We start from the raw sequence: 20,660 nt of genomic DNA on the forward strand, positions 1-20,660 counted from the left end.
ACAGCTACCATGAACTTATTTAATGTAATTGAAAATATAGAGAAGATTGACCCTGAGTTGGGCGATCGTATCAACCCGCGCCGCAGCGCTATCAGAAATATGGCAAGCTTCGGTTCAAAAGTGGCTGTTGCCGCTTTACCATTCGCATTTGGCACTTTGCTTAAAAAAGCGTATGGCCAATCATTACCTACAGCAATTGTTGATGTATTGAACTATGCTTTAACATTGGAGTATCTTGAAGCTGAATTTTACAACCAGGGCAGGGCTGCTTCAGGCCTGATCCCGGCATCAGATAAATCAAATTATTTTGATAAAATATCACGTGATGAAAATAACCACGTAGCATTTTTGCAAAAAGTACTTGGCTCATCAGCTACACCAAAAAGTGCGTTTACGTTTGACTTGACCGCCAATGGTGCTTTTGCCGATGTACTAAGTAATTATGATACATTCCTTAAAGTTTCTGTAGCGTTTGAAGATACTGGCGTACGTGCATACAAAGGCCAGGTTGGTGCTGCAAAAGCTAATGCTGATATTTTAACAGCAGCGGTATCAATCCACGCGGTTGAAGCACGCCACGCGGCTATAGTGCGTTATGTACTCAACAAAAAACTAAACCTTGGCTTAAAACCATGGATAGTGAGCACCACTACAGGTAATGATACCGGTATTGCCGCTGTTAACGGTAACTATGAAGGTGAGGACAATGTATCACAAGCGGGTGTTGACATCACTAAGTTACCTGCTACAGGTACAAGCGCAAGCAAAGCATCTGCTACTGCCGCGTTTGATGAACCGTTGACGAAAGATGCCGTTTTGGATCTGCTGGTAGGGTCATTCATCAAGCTTAATGATTAATAGCGATCTATTTTTTATAAAAGAGAATGCCCTGCAAAATTGCAGGGCATTCTCTTTTTATGAGATTTATTTTAGTAATTGATCACCTGTTCTTCTATTTGAGCAGGTATTTCGCGCCACTCATATCTTTGGTTACGCAGTTGTGGCTCAAATCCCGCTTCAATAATTGATTCCTGTATGCCTTTGGCTGTAAAGCGGTGCGGCGCGCCGGCTGCCGAAACCACATTTTCTTCGATCATGATCGAACCAAAATCATTAGCCCCGCCATGTAAACATAACTGTGCTACCTGCTTGCCTACGGTAAGCCATGATGCCTGTATATTTTTTACATTGGGCAACATAATACGGCTCAGCGCTATTATACGGATATACTCATCACCACTTACATTATTAGTTATGCCACGAACTTTGCGCAGTAATGTACCATCATCCTGAAACGGCCATGGAATGAACGCGGTAAAGCCGTAATGGCCTTCAGGTTTTTCTGATTGTACCTCACGTATCCATACCAGGTGCTCAAAACGCTCCTCAATGGTTTCAACGTGGCCAAACATCATGGTAGCCGATGTTGGAAGGTTTAATTTATGGGCGGCGCGCATCACGTCCAGCCATTCCTTACCACCGCATTTACCTTTTGATATCAGGCGGCGAACACGGTCATTCAATATTTCGGCACCTGCGCCGGGTAATGAATCTAAACCGGCTTCCTTCATGGCCTTTAGAACATCATAATGGCTCATGCCTTCCAACTTTGATACGTGGGCAATCTCCGGCGGGCCAAGCGAGTGTAGTTTAAGGGTAGGATAAAGCTCCTTTAACTGGCGAAACAGGGTGGTATAAAATTCCAGACCCAGATCAGGGTGGTGGCCGCCCTGCAGCAGCAACTGATCGCCGCCGTACCTGAAGGTTTCCTCTATCTTGCGTTTATAAGTTTCAATATCGGTTATGTAACTATCCTCGTGCCCCGGGCGGCGGAAGAAGTTGCAGAATTTACAGTTAGCAATACAAACGTTAGTAGTGTTAACATTTCTATCGATCTGCCAGGTTACCTTGCCATGTGGCACCTGTATTTTTCGGAGTTGGTTGGCTACGTGCATCAATTCGGCAGTAGGGGCGTTGTGGTAAAGGTAAACGCCTTCCTCCATACTCAAAAAATCAAACTCCAGTGCACGCTGCAACAGATCGGCTGTATTCATGTAAGCAAAAATACGTGTATTGTAGGCCAATTAAAACTACTGTTTAATAATTGACACAAAATGTACAGTTTGATGCTATATTTAACTGTTAAATCAATACCCAATGAACCGCAAACCTAAGCACATAAAAATCTATCATCCAGGCATGATCAGTCTTATCATCTTACCCGTACTTTTAGTTATTTATATTTATCATGATGCCATTGTAACTAAATACTTTTTAACTGAAGTGGTTTGGCGTACCCGGAGTATTGAAGCTACATCACATATGTATGGAAGTGAATTTTACCGTAATGGTAATGACACCAGCTACAGGCAGTATAAAACAGTATTAGTAGATGGGCAGGAGGTTAAAGCAAATGCTGCCATGCAACAAGCATCGGTACTTATAAAACAAATGATCGCAAAAAAGGATACTGTAAACGGCGTGCGTGTAAAGTTTGGCAGCAAGGCTACATACAAAAACATGGTTGATGTAATCAATTTATGCTTTTTAAACGAGCAGCCGAATTTTGATTATTACTGTGTGGATGATGAAGTTATGGCATATTATAAAGTTGCACAAAACAGCGATCATGATATTTGGGCTGTCTGCGGTTTTAATGGCGGTTCCGAGCCTGAGATTCGTAAAATTCCAGTTTTAGAAGGGATAAAGTATATTAATCAAAATCTTAATGATTTCGGATTAAACAATGCTTCAATATTAATCGCCTGTGTTGCTTGGCTTATTTTGTTTTTTGGTATGGCTTTTAAACCTGTTACAAGTTTATTTAGCTAACTACCGCTCCTTTTTGCAAACGTAACACCTTATCAACACTATCCGGTATCTCGTGCTGGTAATGTGTAACGTATATCAGCGTTACCGGGGTATTATGGCATATCTGCTCTACCACGCTTTTAAAGTGTTCCTGCTGGTGGGTATCAAGGCCCTGGCAAGGTTCGTCAAAAATTAGCAGGGGCGGGTTTTTCACCAGCGCGCGTGCCAAAAGGCAAAGCCTTTGTGCTGATGCGGGTATGTTTTTAAGTAAGGTGCGGGCATACTGATCTATCTCTAAAACCTTCATCCATTGCAGCGCTTTTTGTTGGTACACCGAGTTTGACGGACGGAAAAGACCCAGCGTATCATAATATCCTGATTCGATTACCTGTAAACAACTGTTATCCGCCGGGAAGTACTGGTAAAACTCAGGCGACACGTAACCGATGCGCTTTTTTATATCCCAAATGCTTTCGCCGCTGCCGCGCTTTTTGTCGAACAACACAATATCGTTGGCATAAGCCTGCGGATTATCGCCATTTATCAGGCTTAACAAGGTTGATTTGCCGGCCCCGTTCGGGCCCAAAAGTGCCCAATGTTCTCCGGGCTTTATTTGCCAGCTTACGTTTTTTAGTACCTGGTTTTCGCCATAGCGGATGTTTACATCACGCATATTTACAATGTATCGGTATGGCGATGTCTCGGTTTGCCGGGTAAGTTCGGCAATGGCATTTCCATCGATGTTGCTTTTAGGGTTGAAACTATATTTAGAGGCATCAAATGCCTCACGGCGGCTGGTTTCAATAATGTTGCCGTCCTTTAAAACAGCTACGTTAGTTATAGCGGCGGGTATCTCATCGGGTGCAGCCGTCATTATCACGGTGGTACCTGCTTTAGCTATTTTACCAATAATGGTGTTGAACTCCTGTCGTGTACTCACATCAAGCCCGGCCAGCGGGTTATCAAGCAACAACAAAGCCGGGTTTTTTATTAATGCCGATGCAATGCGCAGGCGTTTGGTTTCACCGTTGGATAGCATGATCAGTTTTTTATGCAGTAGCGACTGCAGGTTAAGCAAAGCAATAACCTCATCAAGGTTCCAAAGTTCACGGCCTTTCAGCGGATGAATGTCCTGTATATACTCATCAACCGTTGAGGAATCGTCAGAATCTGACGAGTTAAAACGCTGCTGATAGTAAAAGTCAGTAGTGTTTGACAGGTTTTTAAAATGATGCTTTGACTCAAGCAGGGTGATAAGTTGATGGAAGGTGATTTGGCTATTGTCAGGGTGCTGTTGTATATATTCTTCCCAAAAGCCATACACAATGTTACCATTGGTTACATTAAGTTTACCGGCAATGGTTTGCAGCAATGCGCTTTTGCCCGAACCGCTTTGGCCAACCAGGGCCCAGTGTTCACCTTTGTGTACGGTAAGCGATAGGTTTTCAAATAATAGTTTGTTATAACCGCGTACGCTAACATTATTAAGCTCTAAAAAAGTATCAGATACATCCATCGGCGGCTAAAATAAACATATCGGCCAATAAATAATATCGCTTTTAAAACATAGCGGGCGCAGGTTATGTTAATAGTTAAATAATATCCTCACTATTTAAAACACATATATGAGAAAATTTAGCATGCTGGCGTTTATGCTGGCTATAATGAGCTTAAGCAGTTGCCAGGTTATTGGCGATATATTTAAGGCCGGGGTTTATGTTGGTATCATAGTTGTGATACTGGTGGTAGCTATTATTATCTGGATAATCAGAAAGATAAGCGGATAATGGTAGTTGTTAAAAAACATTACCATGGAAAACACAAAAGCAACAGTTGAAATTTTGAATGATCTGGTACAGATCAACAACGACCGTATTAACGGCTTTGAACGCGCACTGAACGATTTGAAAGAAGGCGACGCAGATGTTCGTTACCTTTTCACTAACTGCGTGGGCGAAAGCCACCAGTTTAAAATGGAACTGGCAACAGAGGTACAGGCATTAAGCAGCCCTAAGGATGTGCAAAACAATACATCGGTATCGGGCACGCTGCACCGAACCTGGCTCGATCTGAAAGCTCAATTCACCGGTCATAGCACTAAAAGTATTTTGGAGGAATGCGAGTTTGGTGAGGATGCCATATTAAAGGCATATAAAACAGCGCTTGATGAGGAGTTTATCCCGGCTTACATCCGCGAGATGCTCATTAAACAACAGGCCATTTTGCAAAAAGCGCATACCGAAGTGAAAGCGTTGTGCGACCATGTTGCTTAATACCAGATGATTCAATGCAGCTATAAAACCACCGCCACAAAGCGGTGGTTTTATAGTTTTATACCCAAAGTGGCTGACAAGGTACGCCCATCCGAAGGCCATACACCCGGGCCGGGATAAAATTGCGGCCTCTTGGTAAAATACTGCTTATCAAATGCGTTGTTCAGGTTAAGGCGTAAGCTGAGGCTGCCGGTTAAGTTTACCCTCGCATTTACATCAAATATATGGTATGATGGTACCAAACCTGCCGAACCGGCGGCATTTGGTTCAACTGTGTTCAGGGCATCAGCAAATGTGCTTGAGGTATAACTGTGCAATATTGTAAAGCTGTAGCGGTTAAATTTTACTGTAGCACCGTTGCGGCTTTGCCATTCGGGCGCGCTTTCCACCTTGTTGCCGCTTACATTAATATTTGTAGTTCCTGATCGTACCGCGGCATCTTTATAAACTGCATTCATGTAGGCGGTAGAGGTAAAAAGCGTAAGGGCCGCCTTATTGCTCAGTTTAATATCAGCCTGTGTAAAAAACTCAATACCATTATTTACCGAGTTGCCAATATTGGTGCGGTAAATAATATCATCGCCATTATCATTCTTTATCGCTACCGTACCCAGCCTGTTTTTGTACAACAGCCTGAAATAGTTTACATCCCAGCTTAAAATGCTCCAGCTACCCCTGAAGCCGCCTTCAAGGTTATAGCCTTTGGCATCCTTCAAATTCTTGTCAGATACCTCGTAAACTGATGCCGGGATAATATCCTTAAATATTACCGGGCGGTACGCCTGCGACCATCCGGCATAAAAATTTATGGTGCTGTTAAGTTTATACTGTGTGCTTACCCCAAACAGCGGGAAATGGTGTTTAATAGTATTGGGTACATCAGCAGGGCTCAAATAGTTAATTGTGCCGGTTAAATCAGTAGTGCCCCGCTCCACACGGAAGCCGGTATTTACGCTTAACCTTTTTGATAGCGTCCACTTATTTTCGGCAAACAGGGCTATGTTGTTGGTTTTGTAGTGCATATCCCGCCCAAAACCCGGGGTTATCAACGTCAGGTCATAATTGCTGCCGGTAGTGCCTTTGCCCAATTGCTGGCGGTGCAGGTTGTTGTTCATGTACTGTACGCCGCCTGTAATGGTGTTGGTATTGCCAAAAAACTGGTAGTTATGCAGTACCCGCAACTCCGATGTATAGCTGTTAAAATGATCAATATCAACCTGGCGGTTATTGTATTGCAGGGTTTGCGCGTTTATGGTATCGGCAACAGTAGCCAGCTTATCATACAGCACGCTGTTGCGTGAGCCAATAATGGCCGATGTGGTTAGCAATACGCGGGTATTTTTGCCGGGCTGCCAGTCCAACGCGAGCGAGGGTATATTTATGATCGGATTATAGTAATTGCGCGCCCTTGTTGACATTTGAGGGTCCTGCTTAAACATGGCATCCGTTAACGGGCCTGCCAGGTGTATGGTATAGTCTGACCGTGTCCACTCTGCCTTTAACAATAACTTAGGCGAGAACCGGTAAAACAAGCTTATGTTCTGCGAATTGTACTTTGAGTCACCGTTATCACGATAGCCGTTATTGCTTTTATTGTTAAACCAGGCATAATAACTAAACTTGCCCCTGGTACCGCTAACCGAGTTGAAGGTGCTCAACAAACCGTATGAACCAACGGTATTGATACTCTCGAACGAGAATGGTTTTACCGAGGGTTGCTTACTGATGTAGTTAAGCATACCGCCAAACTGCGCCCCGTATTGCAATGAGCCGGTGCCGCGTACCAATTCAATACGCTCAACAGCTTCCATGGGTATGTTATAATGACTGGCCGGATAGCCATACATGTCCGAATTGGTAACGATACCATCCTTACGAATATTAAACTCCCAGCCCCGGTGCGGATCGAGGCCACGGGTGGCAATATTTACCTGGTTGCCTGTGCCGTCCATATCATACATAAAAACACCGGGTATCTTGGCGAAGATCTGCCTGCCGTATTTTTCGGTAATGGCAGCATCAAGGGCCGGTAATTTGATCACCTCGTTTTTTTTACCCGAGAAGATGTAAGTGCCCTTGATGCTGTCCAGTCTGGCTATGTTGCCATTTCGTTTTATTTCGGATATAGTTACTTCATTCAGTGTAGTTGAAGTATCATTTTGTGTTTGAGCAAGGGCGTTATCAGCAAATAGTATTGATAATGATATGTATAAGGTAGTACGTAATTTCGTCATCATTAACAATTAGTTCGCGCCATCAATTTTAGCCCTTTCAACCGCGTAGTTGCCTACTTTTTGGCCGGTTATCAACCCTTCTGAGCAATCAGACCGGTAGTGGATACCGCCATACATACGCGACATAGAGGCTTCGTTGGCCATATCCTCAAAGTCCTTAGCCTTTGATGGCACCAGGAAAGCCAGTATAGTAGCTGCCGCGCCGCTAAATGTAGAGTGCCCCGATATATAAGCCGGGAAGTTTGGTACGCCTGTAAGTGTTTTTATGCGCCCATCAAGCTGGCAGGGGCGGGCATTAAAATAATAGTATTTAGTGTTCCAGCATACTATGGCGGCATCCATCAACGAAGCGTTTAATAAGGCATAGTTACGCGCCCAACGTACTTCGCTGTATTGGTTCTTCACGAATTCAGTGGTCGCTATAGCATTCCAGTGGCCCGGTGGGGTATATGTGCCCACACCATCAGCCCAATAATTCACAATGCGCATCCGTTCACGGCTGGCATTTTTAGTAAAATCCAGCACCTCGGCCACTTCCTTTTTCATGATTTCTGAATTAGTTGCAGGTGGTGCAGGCGGACGGATAGACGCTACATCGGCTGCGGCAAACATCATTGGTTTTACGTTGCCGAACACCGGCAACATAGGCGGCCTTTTAGGGATTTCTAACGAGTACCATGGTGTTTCGCCTTTGGCAATGCAATCATCTTCCAGTTTTTTCCAAACCGTAGCGTTACCAACTGCGGCACCCATGCCATCAGTTTTGGCGCGGGCCACCACTTTGCGGGCTACCCAGCGGCCTAATGAATCGCCTGCAATAACATCGCTTGCAACATTTACACCGGCAAGCATACGGTATTGTTTTTCTTCCTCGGCTTTTTGTTTGATGTAATCAATATCAGCAGGGAAAAGTAGTTTCATGATCTCGAACGAAGCACCTGCTACCACGGCATCCTCAGATGGGTAAGATGGCAAATCGCTCTTAGGTACTGAAACTGTTATGCCCGATGCGGTTTTATAAGGTGCCTGGCGGTTGTATTTATATTTAAAATGCCATGCAGCTACCAATGCATCATACTGTGCCGCGCTCACATAAGCGTAGGCACGGGCGGCATACGGTGGGTTTGAGAACGGGAATTGTGGGTACGAGAACGGGTTAGCCGCGCTCGGAATAGGGTAGGTGCCGTCCGGGTTTTGATAGGGCGGCAGGTTATGCTTGGCTACCAGTTCGCGCATTATCTCATTCCAGCGCAATACGCTGCCTACTTTCCAGTAGTTTATTATCTCCCGCTGATCTGAGGTCAGGTTTGATGACAGGGCTTTCAGGTCATCCAATTCCTTCTGATAAGCGGCTGAGCTCGTAGCTTCGGGCGCTGGCAGGTTAAATTCTTCGGTAGAGGTGATCACCAAAGGTTTCCAGTTACCGGCGGTTGCATCAACCTTGGCAGGTTGCAATGCCGGGAAATCTTCATTATATTCTTTAATATCCTTATTACAGGCTGCAATTGACGAGGCTAACAGGATAAGGGATGCGTAAGTAAATAGTTTCTTCATAAATCAGTTAATTATTTTGATTTAGCCACATTTAAAGTATAAAGCACGCCAGCCATAAAACCGGTGGCCTGGCCAACATTGCGGCCTTCCAAAGTTCTCCATGCGGCTGCATGTAAGCCAAGCGCGCGCAATTGGGGCAGGTAGTACTTACCTTCAAAACCAACATTGGTGCTGTTCATGGTATTGCTTACAAAAGGCATGTCATTACGGCGAATATCAAAACCGCCGTAAGTACGCATATGGTCAACATAAGCCTCGGCAATAATATAAGGCGTACGGTAACCTGTCCTGAACTGGTAAACACCCGCGTTGGGCATTTGCACCTGGTTGGAGTTGATCTGGCGGGTGGTGTAATAAGCAGTACGGTCAATCTCTACATTGCTGCGGTACAGGTAAGAGCCTGATGCCGTAGCGAAAAATTTGCTCAACTGGTAATCAACAATTAAGCGCCCGGTGGTAACGTTGCTGCCCATACCTATTGATACCGGCATCAGGTCAACATTATAATTATGGCTTGGTGCGCTGTAACCTGCAACGGCAAATACCGATAGTTTTTGGCTGCTGCCGAATGTTTTACGTACTGGCCGGTACTTAACATAAAAGCTCAGATCCTGCAAACCGTTAAGGCCGCTCAGCGTACCTGCTGATGTTTTGGTTGATACATAAGGTAATGATACCATGATGTTCAAATCGTCGCGAATGCCATAATTAAGCATAGCCATTATTGACGATGCCGAGAAAGTGCCTATGTTGGCGTTGTCACGTTTCAGGCTGCCTTCCCAGTACCTGTCCCACGAGGAGTAGGAGTAACCGGCGGCGATACATAAATTGTGTTTGCCCATCATAAGCGCGTCGGCTTCATTTTGCGCATGGGCTGTCGGGGCCGAAAGGCCTAAACACGCCATTGCAATTGCAATAGGTTTAAATAGTGGTTTCATTAAGCTTAATTAGGGTTAGCTTTTTAATTTTTGTGTAAGTTAAGTAATAAATTTATTACAAAACAATAACTTATTAATTTTTTAACAAAGTATTCGCCATTGGTTAAATGGCTCATTTATAACTGGTAAAACAACATTGTAAATTAAACAACTTAAATTATACTGATGACGATATTGATGGTTTTATATAAGTTTTTGATAAAAAAATATTAATGACGGAGTAGTGTATGCTCGTAGTTTTGATGATGATAAACCTGCCGTTTTGCGGCGCTACTTTTTCGTAACAGTTTAAAACATAATTAACCTTTTGGAAAAAACAGATCAACTGCTGCAATACGGCAAACAGGTTAGGGCTGAGCTTAGCAATATCCTTAACTTTTGGAGTCACCATTCGGTTGATCATATAAATGGAGGTTTTTTGGGCAGGGTTGATCATCATAACCATCCGTACCCGGATGCGCCTAAAGGTTCAGTTATGCACGCGCGTATTTTGTGGGCATATTCGGCAGCATATAATTTTCAGCGCCATGATGCTTATCTTGAATTGGCCCGCCGCGCTTACCAGTACATACTCGGTTTTTTTGTTGACGAACAACACGGCGGCATCTATTGGACGGCAGATCATCTTGGCAATCCGCTCGATACCAAAAAGCAGGTATATGCCAATGCCTTTGTTATTTATGCACTGGCCGAATACTATAAGGCTACAAATGATGATGACGTAAAGCAGCAGGCCATTGATCTGTATAATCTGCTGGTTGAGAAAAGTTACGACCATGAATATACCGGTTACTTTGAAGCCTATACCCATGATTGGCAACCCATAGCCGATTTGCGCCTGAGCGCTAAAGATGCCAACGAGCAAAAATCAATGAACACGCACCTGCATGTGCTTGAGGCTTATGTCAACTTGTATACTATTTGGCCCGATGCAGGCTTAAAACAGCAGATCATCAGCCTGCTCAAAAACTTTAGCGACCATATTATTGATAATGAAACCGGGCACCTGGTGTTGTTTTTTGATGAGTATTGGAACAGGCGCTCAAACATTGTTAGCTACGGCCACGATATTGAAGCCGCCTGGCTGTTATTAGAGGCGGCGGAGGTTATTGATGATGAACAACTTATTACGCAGTTTAAAGGCTTTGCCATACACATGGCTGATGCCGCGCTTGAAGGAATTGATACCGCAGGCGGTGGCTTGTGGTACGAGTATGATTCCGCGCATGGTGGCTTGGTAAAAGAAAAGCATTGGTGGGTACAGGCAGAGGCTATGGTTGGGTACCTGAGTGCCTGGCAACTTACCGGCGAATGGAAATATGCCGCTATATCCCTTAAACTTTGGGCATATGTGCAGGCAAACATTATTGATAGCGAACGTGGCGAATGGGTATGGGGTGTTTATGCCGATGGCAGCCTTATGGCACACGAGGATAAAATAGGTATATGGAAATGCCCTTACCACAATAGCCGTACCTGTATAGAAGTCTATAAACGTGTATTAAAACAACATATACCGGCCTGAAGATGATAACTTATACTTGTTATCGGCTAAAATAGGCGTAGATGACGGGTAAGCGATATTGTATCTTGCTGCAGTTTACATAAACCAAATTATTACTGATATATCTTTATCATGAAAAGTATTTACAAATTTTGTGTGGTAATGCTTGCTATGCTGGTTAGTCAGCAACTTATCGCGCAGCAAAAAAGCTACTCCGTTACCTCGCCCGATAAAAAGGTTAAAGTCACTCTTAGCGCAGGCAGGCAGTTAAGCTGGTCGTTATGGTATGATGGTACACAGATCATTCAGCCCTCTGTTGCCGCCCTTAAACTTGATGGCGGAGAGGTGCTGGGCAATGATGTTAAGGTAACTGCAGATAAGGTTATCGCAGTAAACTCAAAGTTTGAGGCTTACAACTATAAAAAAAAATTTATTAATGAAAGCTATCAGCAGCTAACACTTAGCTGCAAGGGGGGCTATAGTTTTATAGTGCGCGCTTATAATGATGGGATAGCCTATCGCTTTGTTCTTAATAAAACCAAGCCGGTGAAGGTGATGGCCGAGGATGCCAATTTTAAATTTGCTGATGATTATAAGGTGTTTATCCCTTACGCGCATGATCCGCGGTTAAAAGGCGATTATTATCAAACCTCATTTGAGGCTTTATATAATGAGGTGCCTTTATCAAAAGTCGGGGTGGATTCACTGGCCTTTCTGCCCATGCTGGTTGATCTGGGTAATGGGGCAAAGGCTGCCGTTTTAGAGGCCGGACTGGAAGATTACCCGGGTATGTACGTAGTTAAAAACAAGGATGAACAGTATGCGCTAAAAGCCGACTTTGGAAAGTATCCGGTAAAAGAAGAACTCAGGAGGCTGAATACGTTGGTTACCGAACGTGGCGATTATATAGCAACGGTTAACGGCAAAGCAGCTTTGCCCTGGCGGGCGGTTATTGTAGCGCCGGATGATAAAACATTGCTGAATAATGATATGGTGCAAAAGCTGGCCGGCCCATCGCGCATAAAGGATATTGCCTGGATAAAACCCGGCAAAGTGGCCTGGGACTGGTGGAACGACTGGAATATATCGCATGTTGATTTCAAAGCGGGCATCAACACCGCTACCTATAAATACTATGTTGATTTTGCATCAGAGAACAAGCTGGAGTATGTAATATTAGACGAGGGCTGGAGTAACTCGGTTGACATGACCAAGCTTAACCCCGCTGTTGATCTGCACGAGATTATTACCTATGCTAAGCAAAAAAACGTAGGTATTATACTTTGGGCTACCTGGCATGGTGTAATGGCCAATATGGATGGCATATTTAAACAATATGCAGATATGGGTGCCAAAGGCTTCAAGATAGATTTTTTTGACCGTGATGACCAAAAGGTAACCTCATCGGTTTATAAGATTGCCGAAACCGCCGCTAAGTATCGCCTGCTGGTTGATCTGCATGGTATGTACAAACCTGATGGCATACAACGCGTATACCCTAATGTGCTCAACTTTGAGGGCGTAAAAGGTTTGGAGAATGCCAAATGGGCACCTGATGATGATGTGCCGCGCTATGATGTTTCTATACCCTTTATCAGGATGCTGGCCGGGCCGATGGATTATACACCGGGAGCTATGCGCAATGCCAACAAGGCATCATACCGTCCCATAAATTCAAACCCCATGAGCCAGGGTACACGCAGCCACCAACTGGCCATGTATGTAATATTTGAGGCCCCGATACAAATGCTGGCCGATAACCCGACAGCTTACCGCAGGGAGCAGGAGTCGACCAATTTTATAAGCAAAGTACCTACTGTTTTTGATGAAACCGTGCCGTTGCTGGGCAAGGTAGGCGAGCATGTAGCTATTGCCCGCCGTAACGGTGACACCTGGTACGTAGGTGCCATGACCAACTGGGACGCGCGCGACCTGGAGATCGACCTGTCATTTCTGCCCAAAGGTACTTACGAGGCCGAAATATTTAAGGATGGTGTTAATGCTGATCGTGATGCTGCGGATTATGTGCGCGAATTGGTTAAGGTATCAGCAGGAGAGAAGCTAAAAGTACATTTGAGTAGTGGCGGCGGCTGGGCTGCAAGAATATACCCGGCAAAGTAAAAAGATAAGTTATGCGGATTTTTGGATTATTAATAGGAGCTGTATTATTGGCCGGCTTGTGGGCATGGAAAGCTCCTGCAGATAATCTCCATGAATATAAATCTACCGACAAGCGATTTCAATACGTAGGTCGAATTGATTTTACCAATCCGCAGTTGCCGCGTTTTTGGGCGGCAGGTGTTTACATCAAGGCAGCATTTAAAGGCACATCCTGTGAGTTGTTAATTAATGATGAAATGATGTGGGGTAAAGATCATAACTACATCTCGGTAGCTATTGATAACCTGCCTGTGCAGCGTATAAAACTCACACAAAAAAATAATACCATAAAGGTTGCAAATAACCTTACCAATGCACGGCACGAGATTACCATCTGCAAAAGTACCGAATCAGGCATCGGATATTTGGAATTTGTGGGGCTGAGGTGCAAGCAACTGCTCGCTCCTGCACCATTACCGGTACGTAAAATTGAATTTATAGGTAATTCCATTACTTGCGGTACAGGTAGCGATGAAAGCGCCTTTGCCTGTAATACCGGCCAGTGGTACGATCAGCATAACGCATATATGGCTTACGGGCCTGTAACCGCACGGGCTTTAAACGCGCAGTGGCATCTTACGGCTGTTGCAGGCATCGGTTTAACCCGTAGCTGCTGCAATATGGAGGTTATCATGCCCGATGTGCTTGATAAGGTTAACCTGCGTGCCAATGCCATACAATGGGATTTTAAAAAATACCGGCCTGATGTGGTAACCATATGCCTCGGGCAAAATGATGGCCCTGTTGATTCTTTAAAGTTTTGCCCGCCTTATGTATCGTTTATTAAAAGATTGCGGGCTTATTATCCATCAGCAACCATTATTTGTTTAACCAGCCCAATGGCCGACAGCAGCCTGGTACAAGTTCAAAAAAATTACCTGCGGGGTATTGTTGATGAAGTAAATAATACGGGTGATAAAAATGTGTATAAATACTATTTTAGCAAACGCTATCATAAGGGTTGCGGTGATCATCCTGATTTAAGTGAGCACCGCCTGATAGCTGATGAACTGATTACCTTTATTGAAAAAACAAAACACTGGAGAAGAAACACACCATGAAGAAAACCTTTATTTTACCGGCGCTTTTTTCGGCGCTGTTATTTACATCTGCTTACGGCCAAACTGCTGATACGGCACGTATGGCTAAAGAGTTAAAACAATTAAATTATTTGAGAGAAGACTGGGCAAACCTTAAACGTTTTGAAAAAGAAAATGCCGCTGTACAACCACCGGCAAAAGGGGAGGATCGTGTGGTTTTTATGGGTAACTCCATAACCCAGGGCTGGAGCGATAAAGACCCTGAGTTTTTTAAAGGCAAACCTTACATAAACCGTGGCATAGGTGGCCAAACAACCCCGCAAATGCTGCTTCGTTTTCGCCCTGATGTGATCAACCTCAAACCAAAGGTTGTGGTGATATTGGCCGGTACTAATGACATTGCAGGTAACACCGGGCCAACGTCTGAAGAAACAATTGTAGGCAACATACAATCTATGGCTTTGCTGGCACAGCATTATGGTATTAAGGTAGTGCTGTCATCTATATTGCCGGTGTACGATTATCCATGGAGACGCGGACTCAATCCGGTACCTAAAATCGCATCAGTTAACAAAAGCCTTAAAGAGTTCGCCGCGGCTAACAAAATGGTTTACCTGGATTATTTTACCCCGATGGTTGATGAACAGCAAGGCCTTAAAAAGGAGTTAACCTACGATGGCGTACACCCTAATGAGGCAGGCTACAAAGTAATGGAGCCACTTGCGGAGGCAGCCATTAAAGCGGCTTTAAAAAAGAAGTAATCAATTAAGCAGATAAAACAAAAGCGGCCTGTATCACTACGGGCCGCTTTTGTTTTTTAAGATATTCTGGTTTATTTCTTATTCAAAACATGATCTGCAGCTAAGGCCAGGAACAGGTAGTCGGTTGTGCCGCCGCCCAAAACGTATTCACCTTGCTGCCATAAGTAAGGCCATTTAAGCAATTCCGGGAAATCCGGGCGGATCAAAGCTGTGCCTGATGCGCTGCCGCCGGGTATGTACGACCAATCCGCACGGTTAAAGCCATACGCCGTGGTCATGGATTGTGAACCCACGCCCGATACGAATGAAGAGCTATTTGAGCCCGGATGGCATCCTAATACAAAGTTCAACGCATCCAGCATGTAATCAGTCGGTATAATATCAGGGAACGAGGCATGTAAAAAATACTGCCTGAAACCAAAGCCCTGTATACCCCAGCCTGCGCCCCAAATATCCGGTTCGTAAGGTACGCCATACGGTGTTTTTTTACCGTCGGCTACGATGGCGCTATACATGGTTTTCACGGCTGAATTTACCGCCTGTTTGTATTGGGCGTTATTAACCAGCTTTAATGTACGGCCAACGTACCAGCCTGTTTTGGTTATGTTTTTAGTAATGTCATCGGTTTTGCTCACTAAATAATCAGCATACTCCTTATCGCCGGTAGTTATCAAAAGCTCGGCAGCTAACTGTATACGCGGTAATATGTTGTTTGATGCCGTGTTTTTCCAAACCTCTTTAGCTATTTGCAGCGATTGCGTGGCCAAAGTATCATTATATCCCTTCATAACCCTGCTGGCAGCAGCCAGATCAGCGGCGGCTTCCAGCTCGCGTGGCGGATTTTGCTCCGTAAACACCCAGCGGTCGTCGGCCCAGGTTTTAATGCCTGTCGCATTTACCGGCGGCTGTTTGCTGTTGTAGGGGATGTTATCCGTAAGGTTGGCGGCATCGCCTAACAACACATACTGCTGTAGGGTAGGCTCAATTATGCCGCGGTAAAAGCGCCCTAAAGTGCGGTAACCGTTTGTAACGGATAATAAACCATGCTCTATTTGCTGTAACAGATCGGGCTTATTATCGGGCTCATGTATCTCTGTTACTAAAGTGGTTTGATTAATTGCTGTATTATCATGCTTTTCGCCAAACTCCTCGTAAGCCAGGGTCAGCCCGTAAACGGTTTCCGCCTGCGATTCAACCCTTAAGTCAAAGTCGCCCGCGTCATGCCAGGCACCACGGTTAAGCATAGGTACATTGTCGCCAGGTTTGTATTTGGTAAGGGTTGAACCGTCCTGAATATAACCATCAAAGTGATTAGAGTCGATAGGGGCCATGCGGGCATCATCCAGGTGGCACCAGCCATGCCAAACACGGTATTTCTCGTTTACACGCATGTGGCACATTTGCGCCGGTAAAAAATAATCAAGTGTAGGCTGCCAAACGTTTTCTTTAAATACGCCCGCGTTAATAGCGAACGGACGGCTTTGGTAATTACCGTACTTTACAATATACATGCCCGGTTTGGTTACCTTGGTAAAGTCAAACTGAAGGTAATGGTAACGCAAAAAATCACCCCATTCTTTTGGTGCTGATGTAAGTACCGGTTCAAGCCCGCCTTTTTCGGCTATGCGCATAAGCGATACCTGTTTGCGGCTTTTATCTTTACTATCCAACTCAATAACGGCAATTTTTGATTGTGCCGGATGATAACCTACCTGTGATATCTGGATTACAGGGTCTGACTGCCAGCCGCTGACCGCGTTAGGCGTAACCAGCCACTCAATAGCATTTTTTGAGGCGCCTTTTTCTACCAGCGAGCGTACCACAAACCAGCCGTTATTGTGCTTGCCGCGGCCATCCAATAGCTCCAGGTTGCCGCCCGAAAGGTTTTGGATCGTCATGCGCTGGGCATCAAGTTCAGGCACTATGGTGAGTGATTTTCCACTGGCCATCGGTTTTATTTGCAGCTCACCGGCGGCATCCTTATACATTTGTCCGTTAGGTTGCTGCGGAAATATGCCGAACTGGTTATCCATGTAATAAGAACGGCCGAATAGTATGCCCGGAAAAAGCTCGAAGTTGAAACCAACCTTGCCAATCCATTCGTCAGGCAGCGGCTTATCCAGGTCAACAATAATGCGGAATGAGCGACCCTCTGGCTTTACCCGAATGTTGTAGGCAAAGTTCAGGTCGGGGTAAATAATGGGGTTAAAGCCTTTGCGGTTCATATCCGGGTTAGGGTACTCCATGCGTACGCTAACCTCGTTTTTTTGGCGGTCAACCACACGTTTGCCCACCTTAGGTATGGGCGACCATTGCCCCGGCGTAGGTTCAAGGCGCAAATCGCCGTTGGTAGCGGTGCGCTGCCCGTTCTGTATAACGCCAACACCGCCCTGGTGCCCTTCGGGATAAAAATCATGCGCGAGCATCACATTTACGCCTTCAAGCTCAAGGTAATCCTTACTGTTGATCACCATCGCCTTTTTTTGCTGGCCGTAAACCGAGCAGGCGGTTGCTATGCCGACGAGAAGCAGAAGAGTTGATTTGTATAAAATTTGCATAGATATGTTAAGTTACATAGTTGGTAAGCTAAAAGTAACATGGTGCCCAACAGGCATGTAATGTATTTTTACCAAATGTTTGTAATATATTGGCAAAATAAGGGCTGCACCAATGTCAGCATTTATTTTTAAGCCTGAAACCACTTATTTAACCATGAATAAACTTATACCTGACTGCCTTAAACTCGTGTTTACAGGCAGTTTTTTACTACCGCAAATGTTGTTAGCACAAACCGACAAACCGGCCATTGCTAAACAAATGGAGCGTTCTGCCCGGGTAGAACTGCTTGATAAGTGGTACCCGCGTTCGGTTGATACGGCTGATGGCGGCTTTCTGAGCGCCTTTACCTACGACTTTAAAATAGCGCCCGATCAGCATAAAATGATCGTTACGCAGGCAAGGCATGTATGGTCAAACGCTAAGGCGGCATTGTTTTACCCTAATGTGCCTTATTTTAAGGCTGATGCCAAACATGGGTTTTTGTTTTTGCGGGATAAGATGTGGGATAAGGTAAACGGTGGTTTTTATACCTATACCGATAAGGAGGGCAATGTGGTCGAAAATTCATTCGCACCAAAGGAATCGTATGGTAACTCCTTTGCCATATACGGGCTGGCTGCCTACTACCAGGCCTCAGGCGATACAGCCGCGCTTAACCTGGCCAAGCAAACCTTTTGGTGGTTAGAGAAACATGCTCATGATCCGGTTAATAAAGGATACTTTCAGCATATGGAGCTGGATGGAACCGTGATAAAGCGTACGGCTGATTTTCCGTCAACATCAGATAAAGGATACAAGGATCAGAATACCTCCATCCACCTGCTCGAAGCCTTTACCGAATTATATACCGTTTGGCCTGATAGCCTGCTGCGCGAAAGGCTGAATGAGATGCTGCTGTTAGTGCGCGATAAGATCACCACGCCAAAAGGCTACCTCACGTTGTTCTTTCAGCCGGATTGGACACCTGTTTCAACCCGAGATTCATCAACTACAAGCATCCTGAAACATCGTTATCTGGATCACGTATCCTTTGGGCACGATGTGGAAACCGCTTACCTGATGCTGGAGGCTTCGCATGTGTTGGGCAACGAGCATGACGAGGCGACATTAAAGGTAGCCAAACGCATGGTTGACCATTCCCTGAAAAACGGATGGGACAACAAGGTAGGGGGCTTTTACGATGAAGGTTATTATTTTAAAGATCAGCCCGGCATCAGCATTATAAAGGATGGTAAAAACTGGTGGGCGCAGGCTGAGGGGCTGAACTCGTTGCTGCTGATGTCTACACTTTATCCAAAGGATGAGTTGAAATATTACGATAAATTCACACAGCTCTGGACGTATGTGCAAACCTATCTTATCGACCATCAGCACGGCGATTGGTATCCCGGAGGAATTGACAAGGAACCCGAGATGAAAAAGGCACTCAAGGGGCAGATATGGAAAGGTACATACCACAACTTCCGCGCGCTGATGAACTGCATTAATCAGCTTAAACCAGATAAAACGCCGCCATCGGTACCACAAAAAGTAACAGTAAAAGAACTCGCGACAGGGACAAGGCTGCAATGGACTGCCTCAACGGATAACCGCCAGTTTATGGGCTACAACATTTACAACAACGGCAAACGTATAGGCTACACACCGCTTACCTGGTTTCTGGTAAATACTGGTGATGCCAAAGCGGCCTACACCATTCGCGCTGTTGATTTGCAAGGCAACTTATCTAAGCCGGGCAATACGGTTTCAAACTAAACAAAAATGCCGGGCTGATTAACCCGGCATTCTTGTCTAACGATAGTATCATTATTTGTAACTGATCTCATCAAGCGTTAAAGCTTGCGGGCGGGCGTAATTACCTTTTACCAATTCCCTGGTATTATGCGTCCACAACCAATCTCCCCAAACCATAAACCAAACCCATTCAGGCTGTGCTTTAAGTATTTCGGGTTTAGGTAGTTCACCAACTTCTGTTAAAGCGATGGGTTTACCTTTGGCCAATTGTAAAAGCTCGTTATAATCCTTCTGCTCATAATCGGCGTTGTAAATATCGGTGCCTAAAATATCAACATACTTAGCACCCGGGTAATAGTATTTGTACGAGTAAGCCTGGTCTTCGGGCAAGTCGCGCGGGCCATTGGCTCCCCATACCCATATCAGGTTGTTAAGCTTGTGATAATTGGTGTAACGGTCATACATCATCTTCCACAACTTACTGATGCCGTCCGGTCCTTTTTTATCACCCCACCAAAACCATACGCCGTTCATCTCATGGTATGGGCGCCAAAGTACAGGCACTTTGGCATCCTGTAGTTTTTTCAGCCATACGGCTATCTGGTCAACCTGAGCAAGCCAGCGTTTGTTCAATTTTGTGTTTGGTGTTGTTAGCTCCTTCCATTGCGCGGGTGTAAGCTTGGCCTGTACACTTTCTTTCCAACCGTAAGGTGGGTTATCTGTTGGGCGGCCCTGGTGCCACATCAGGCAAATCAGGTAGCCTTGTTTGTAACGTTCAATGGCTTGGTCAACTATAGTTTGGCCAACATCATTAGTACCGCTCCAAATAAAATCGGCACCCCAAAGGCCGGGCTCTTTACCGGTGAGGGCCTTTACACTATCCAAATGCTTGTTGGGTATATGCGGATAGTTATGCTGCCCGGTTATAATGTTTTTGCCTTTGATGCTGTAAATGTAGCTGAGCAGTTTTCGGGCTTCGGGCGTGGTGTTTGGGTTTACCGGGGCAAATTGCTGCTGGGCAAAGCAGTTTAGCCCTGCCACAAGGGCAAGTAAGGTAAGTTTTATTCTCATAACAGGTTTTTAAACAAAGCT

16 protein-coding genes are annotated in these 20,660 nt (G+C 45.0%); 9 read left to right on the forward strand and 7 right to left on the reverse strand.

All coding sequences use genetic code 11. The features are described 5' to 3' along the window. Positions 1 to 9 precede the first annotated feature (9 nt). Complete coding sequence (locus LJ707_RS01240; protein ID WP_228948913.1) at positions 10 to 858, forward strand: ferritin-like domain-containing protein; 849 nt, start codon at positions 10 to 12, stop codon at positions 856 to 858. Positions 859 to 929: 71 nt separating this feature from the next. Here LJ707_RS01240 and mqnC read toward each other — a convergent pair whose 3' ends face one another. Next, the gene (gene mqnC / locus LJ707_RS01245) at positions 930 to 2,054 is read right to left on the reverse strand and encodes a cyclic dehypoxanthinyl futalosine synthase (protein ID WP_228948914.1); all 1,125 of its coding nucleotides are present in this window, start codon (positions 2,052 to 2,054) and stop codon (positions 930 to 932) included. A gap of 103 nt (positions 2,055 to 2,157) precedes the next feature. Here mqnC and LJ707_RS01250 point away from each other — a divergent pair, with 103 nt between their 5' ends. Continuing rightward, positions 2,158 to 2,832, forward strand: a complete 675-nt coding sequence (locus tag LJ707_RS01250; protein ID WP_228948915.1) for a hypothetical protein — start codon at positions 2,158 to 2,160, stop codon at positions 2,830 to 2,832. Here the strand turns inward: LJ707_RS01250 and LJ707_RS01255 are convergent. Next, positions 2,825 to 4,327, reverse strand: a complete 1,503-nt coding sequence (locus LJ707_RS01255) for an ATP-binding cassette domain-containing protein (RefSeq protein WP_228948916.1) — start codon at positions 4,325 to 4,327, stop codon at positions 2,825 to 2,827. The genes LJ707_RS01250 and LJ707_RS01255 overlap by 8 nt on opposite strands. Positions 4,328 to 4,436: 109 nt before the next feature. On the opposite strand from LJ707_RS01255, the gene LJ707_RS01260 reads away from it, so the two are divergent. After that, the gene (locus LJ707_RS01260) at positions 4,437 to 4,598 is read left to right on the forward strand and encodes a hypothetical protein (RefSeq protein WP_228948917.1); all 162 of its coding nucleotides are present in this window, start codon (positions 4,437 to 4,439) and stop codon (positions 4,596 to 4,598) included. 24 nt (positions 4,599 to 4,622) lie between these two features. Continuing rightward, the gene (locus tag LJ707_RS01265) at positions 4,623 to 5,084 is read left to right on the forward strand and encodes a PA2169 family four-helix-bundle protein (RefSeq protein WP_228948918.1); all 462 of its coding nucleotides are present in this window, start codon (positions 4,623 to 4,625) and stop codon (positions 5,082 to 5,084) included. A 50-nt stretch (positions 5,085 to 5,134) separates the two neighbouring features. Here LJ707_RS01265 and LJ707_RS01270 read toward each other — a convergent pair whose 3' ends face one another. The 3 genes from LJ707_RS01270 to LJ707_RS01280 are packed head-to-tail and all read right to left on the reverse strand — an operon-like array spanning position 5,135 to position 9,810. Next, positions 5,135 to 7,321, reverse strand: a complete 2,187-nt coding sequence (locus tag LJ707_RS01270; RefSeq protein ID WP_228948919.1) for a TonB-dependent receptor domain-containing protein — start codon at positions 7,319 to 7,321, stop codon at positions 5,135 to 5,137. A gap of 6 nt (positions 7,322 to 7,327) precedes the next feature. Next, positions 7,328 to 8,872 carry a phosphatase PAP2 family protein gene (locus LJ707_RS01275; RefSeq protein WP_228948920.1) on the reverse strand — a complete coding sequence of 515 codons (1,545 nt, stop codon included), beginning with the start codon at positions 8,870 to 8,872 and terminating at the stop codon, positions 7,328 to 7,330. Positions 8,873 to 8,883: 11 nt separating this feature from the next. Continuing rightward, positions 8,884 to 9,810: a hypothetical protein gene (locus tag LJ707_RS01280; protein WP_228948921.1), complete on the reverse strand. Its 927-nt coding sequence runs from the start codon at positions 9,808 to 9,810 to the stop codon at positions 8,884 to 8,886. Between the two features lie 307 nt (positions 9,811 to 10,117). On the opposite strand from LJ707_RS01280, the gene LJ707_RS01285 reads away from it, so the two are divergent. The 4 genes from LJ707_RS01285 to LJ707_RS01300 all read left to right on the forward strand — a co-directional run bounded on the left by LJ707_RS01285 (position 10,118) and on the right by LJ707_RS01300 (position 15,275). Beyond that, complete coding sequence (locus LJ707_RS01285; RefSeq protein ID WP_228948922.1) at positions 10,118 to 11,335, forward strand: AGE family epimerase/isomerase; 1,218 nt, start codon at positions 10,118 to 10,120, stop codon at positions 11,333 to 11,335. A gap of 111 nt (positions 11,336 to 11,446) precedes the next feature. Beyond that, positions 11,447 to 13,435: a glycoside hydrolase family 97 protein gene (locus LJ707_RS01290; RefSeq protein ID WP_228948923.1), complete on the forward strand. Its 1,989-nt coding sequence runs from the start codon at positions 11,447 to 11,449 to the stop codon at positions 13,433 to 13,435. 11 nt (positions 13,436 to 13,446) lie between these two features. Next, a complete protein-coding gene (locus tag LJ707_RS01295; RefSeq protein ID WP_228948924.1) occupies positions 13,447 to 14,535 on the forward strand; it encodes an SGNH/GDSL hydrolase family protein in 1,089 nt (362 codons plus the stop codon). Next, positions 14,532 to 15,275 carry an SGNH/GDSL hydrolase family protein gene (locus LJ707_RS01300; protein ID WP_228948925.1) on the forward strand — a complete coding sequence of 248 codons (744 nt, stop codon included), beginning with the start codon at positions 14,532 to 14,534 and terminating at the stop codon, positions 15,273 to 15,275. Before LJ707_RS01295 ends, LJ707_RS01300 begins: the two co-directional genes overlap by 4 nt. A gap of 71 nt (positions 15,276 to 15,346) precedes the next feature. Here LJ707_RS01300 and LJ707_RS01305 read toward each other — a convergent pair whose 3' ends face one another. Next, on the reverse strand, positions 15,347 to 17,833 hold the full coding sequence (locus LJ707_RS01305) for a glycoside hydrolase family 9 protein (protein ID WP_228948926.1): 2,487 nt from the start codon (positions 17,831 to 17,833) through the stop codon (positions 15,347 to 15,349). Positions 17,834 to 17,945: 112 nt separating this feature from the next. Here LJ707_RS01305 and LJ707_RS01310 point away from each other — a divergent pair, with 112 nt between their 5' ends. Further along, complete coding sequence (locus tag LJ707_RS01310; RefSeq protein WP_228948927.1) at positions 17,946 to 19,589, forward strand: AGE family epimerase/isomerase; 1,644 nt, start codon at positions 17,946 to 17,948, stop codon at positions 19,587 to 19,589. A gap of 51 nt (positions 19,590 to 19,640) precedes the next feature. On the opposite strand, the gene LJ707_RS01315 is transcribed toward LJ707_RS01310, so the two are convergent. Further along, complete coding sequence (locus LJ707_RS01315) at positions 19,641 to 20,639, reverse strand: glycosyl hydrolase (RefSeq protein ID WP_228948928.1); 999 nt, start codon at positions 20,637 to 20,639, stop codon at positions 19,641 to 19,643. Between the last annotated feature and the right edge of the window lie 21 nt (positions 20,640 to 20,660).

Source organism: Mucilaginibacter sp. UR6-1 (assembly GCF_020880975.1).
In the GTDB taxonomy this organism is placed as follows: domain Bacteria; phylum Bacteroidota; class Bacteroidia; order Sphingobacteriales; family Sphingobacteriaceae; genus Mucilaginibacter.

Bases quoted from the DNA above. Each gene is read 5' to 3' on its own strand.
- LJ707_RS01240 (WP_228948913.1), top strand. From the start codon at position 10: ATGAACTTATTTAATGTAATTGAAAATATAGAGAAGATTGACCCTGAG.
- mqnC (WP_228948914.1), bottom strand. From the start codon at position 2,054: ATGAATACAGCCGATCTGTTGCAGCGTGCACTGGAGTTTGATTTTTTG.
- LJ707_RS01250 (WP_228948915.1), top strand. From the start codon at position 2,158: ATGAACCGCAAACCTAAGCACATAAAAATCTATCATCCAGGCATGATC.
- LJ707_RS01255 (WP_228948916.1), bottom strand. From the start codon at position 4,327: ATGGATGTATCTGATACTTTTTTAGAGCTTAATAATGTTAGCGTACGC.
- LJ707_RS01260 (WP_228948917.1), top strand. From the start codon at position 4,437: ATGAGAAAATTTAGCATGCTGGCGTTTATGCTGGCTATAATGAGCTTA.
- LJ707_RS01265 (WP_228948918.1), top strand. From the start codon at position 4,623: ATGGAAAACACAAAAGCAACAGTTGAAATTTTGAATGATCTGGTACAG.
- LJ707_RS01270 (WP_228948919.1), bottom strand. From the start codon at position 7,321: ATGATGACGAAATTACGTACTACCTTATACATATCATTATCAATACTA.
- LJ707_RS01275 (WP_228948920.1), bottom strand. From the start codon at position 8,872: ATGAAGAAACTATTTACTTACGCATCCCTTATCCTGTTAGCCTCGTCA.
- LJ707_RS01280 (WP_228948921.1), bottom strand. From the start codon at position 9,810: ATGAAACCACTATTTAAACCTATTGCAATTGCAATGGCGTGTTTAGGC.
- LJ707_RS01290 (WP_228948923.1), top strand. From the start codon at position 11,447: ATGAAAAGTATTTACAAATTTTGTGTGGTAATGCTTGCTATGCTGGTT.
- LJ707_RS01295 (WP_228948924.1), top strand. From the start codon at position 13,447: ATGCGGATTTTTGGATTATTAATAGGAGCTGTATTATTGGCCGGCTTG.
- LJ707_RS01300 (WP_228948925.1), top strand. From the start codon at position 14,532: ATGAAGAAAACCTTTATTTTACCGGCGCTTTTTTCGGCGCTGTTATTT.
- LJ707_RS01305 (WP_228948926.1), bottom strand. From the start codon at position 17,833: ATGCAAATTTTATACAAATCAACTCTTCTGCTTCTCGTCGGCATAGCA.
- LJ707_RS01310 (WP_228948927.1), top strand. From the start codon at position 17,946: ATGTCAGCATTTATTTTTAAGCCTGAAACCACTTATTTAACCATGAAT.
- LJ707_RS01315 (WP_228948928.1), bottom strand. From the start codon at position 20,639: ATGAGAATAAAACTTACCTTACTTGCCCTTGTGGCAGGGCTAAACTGC.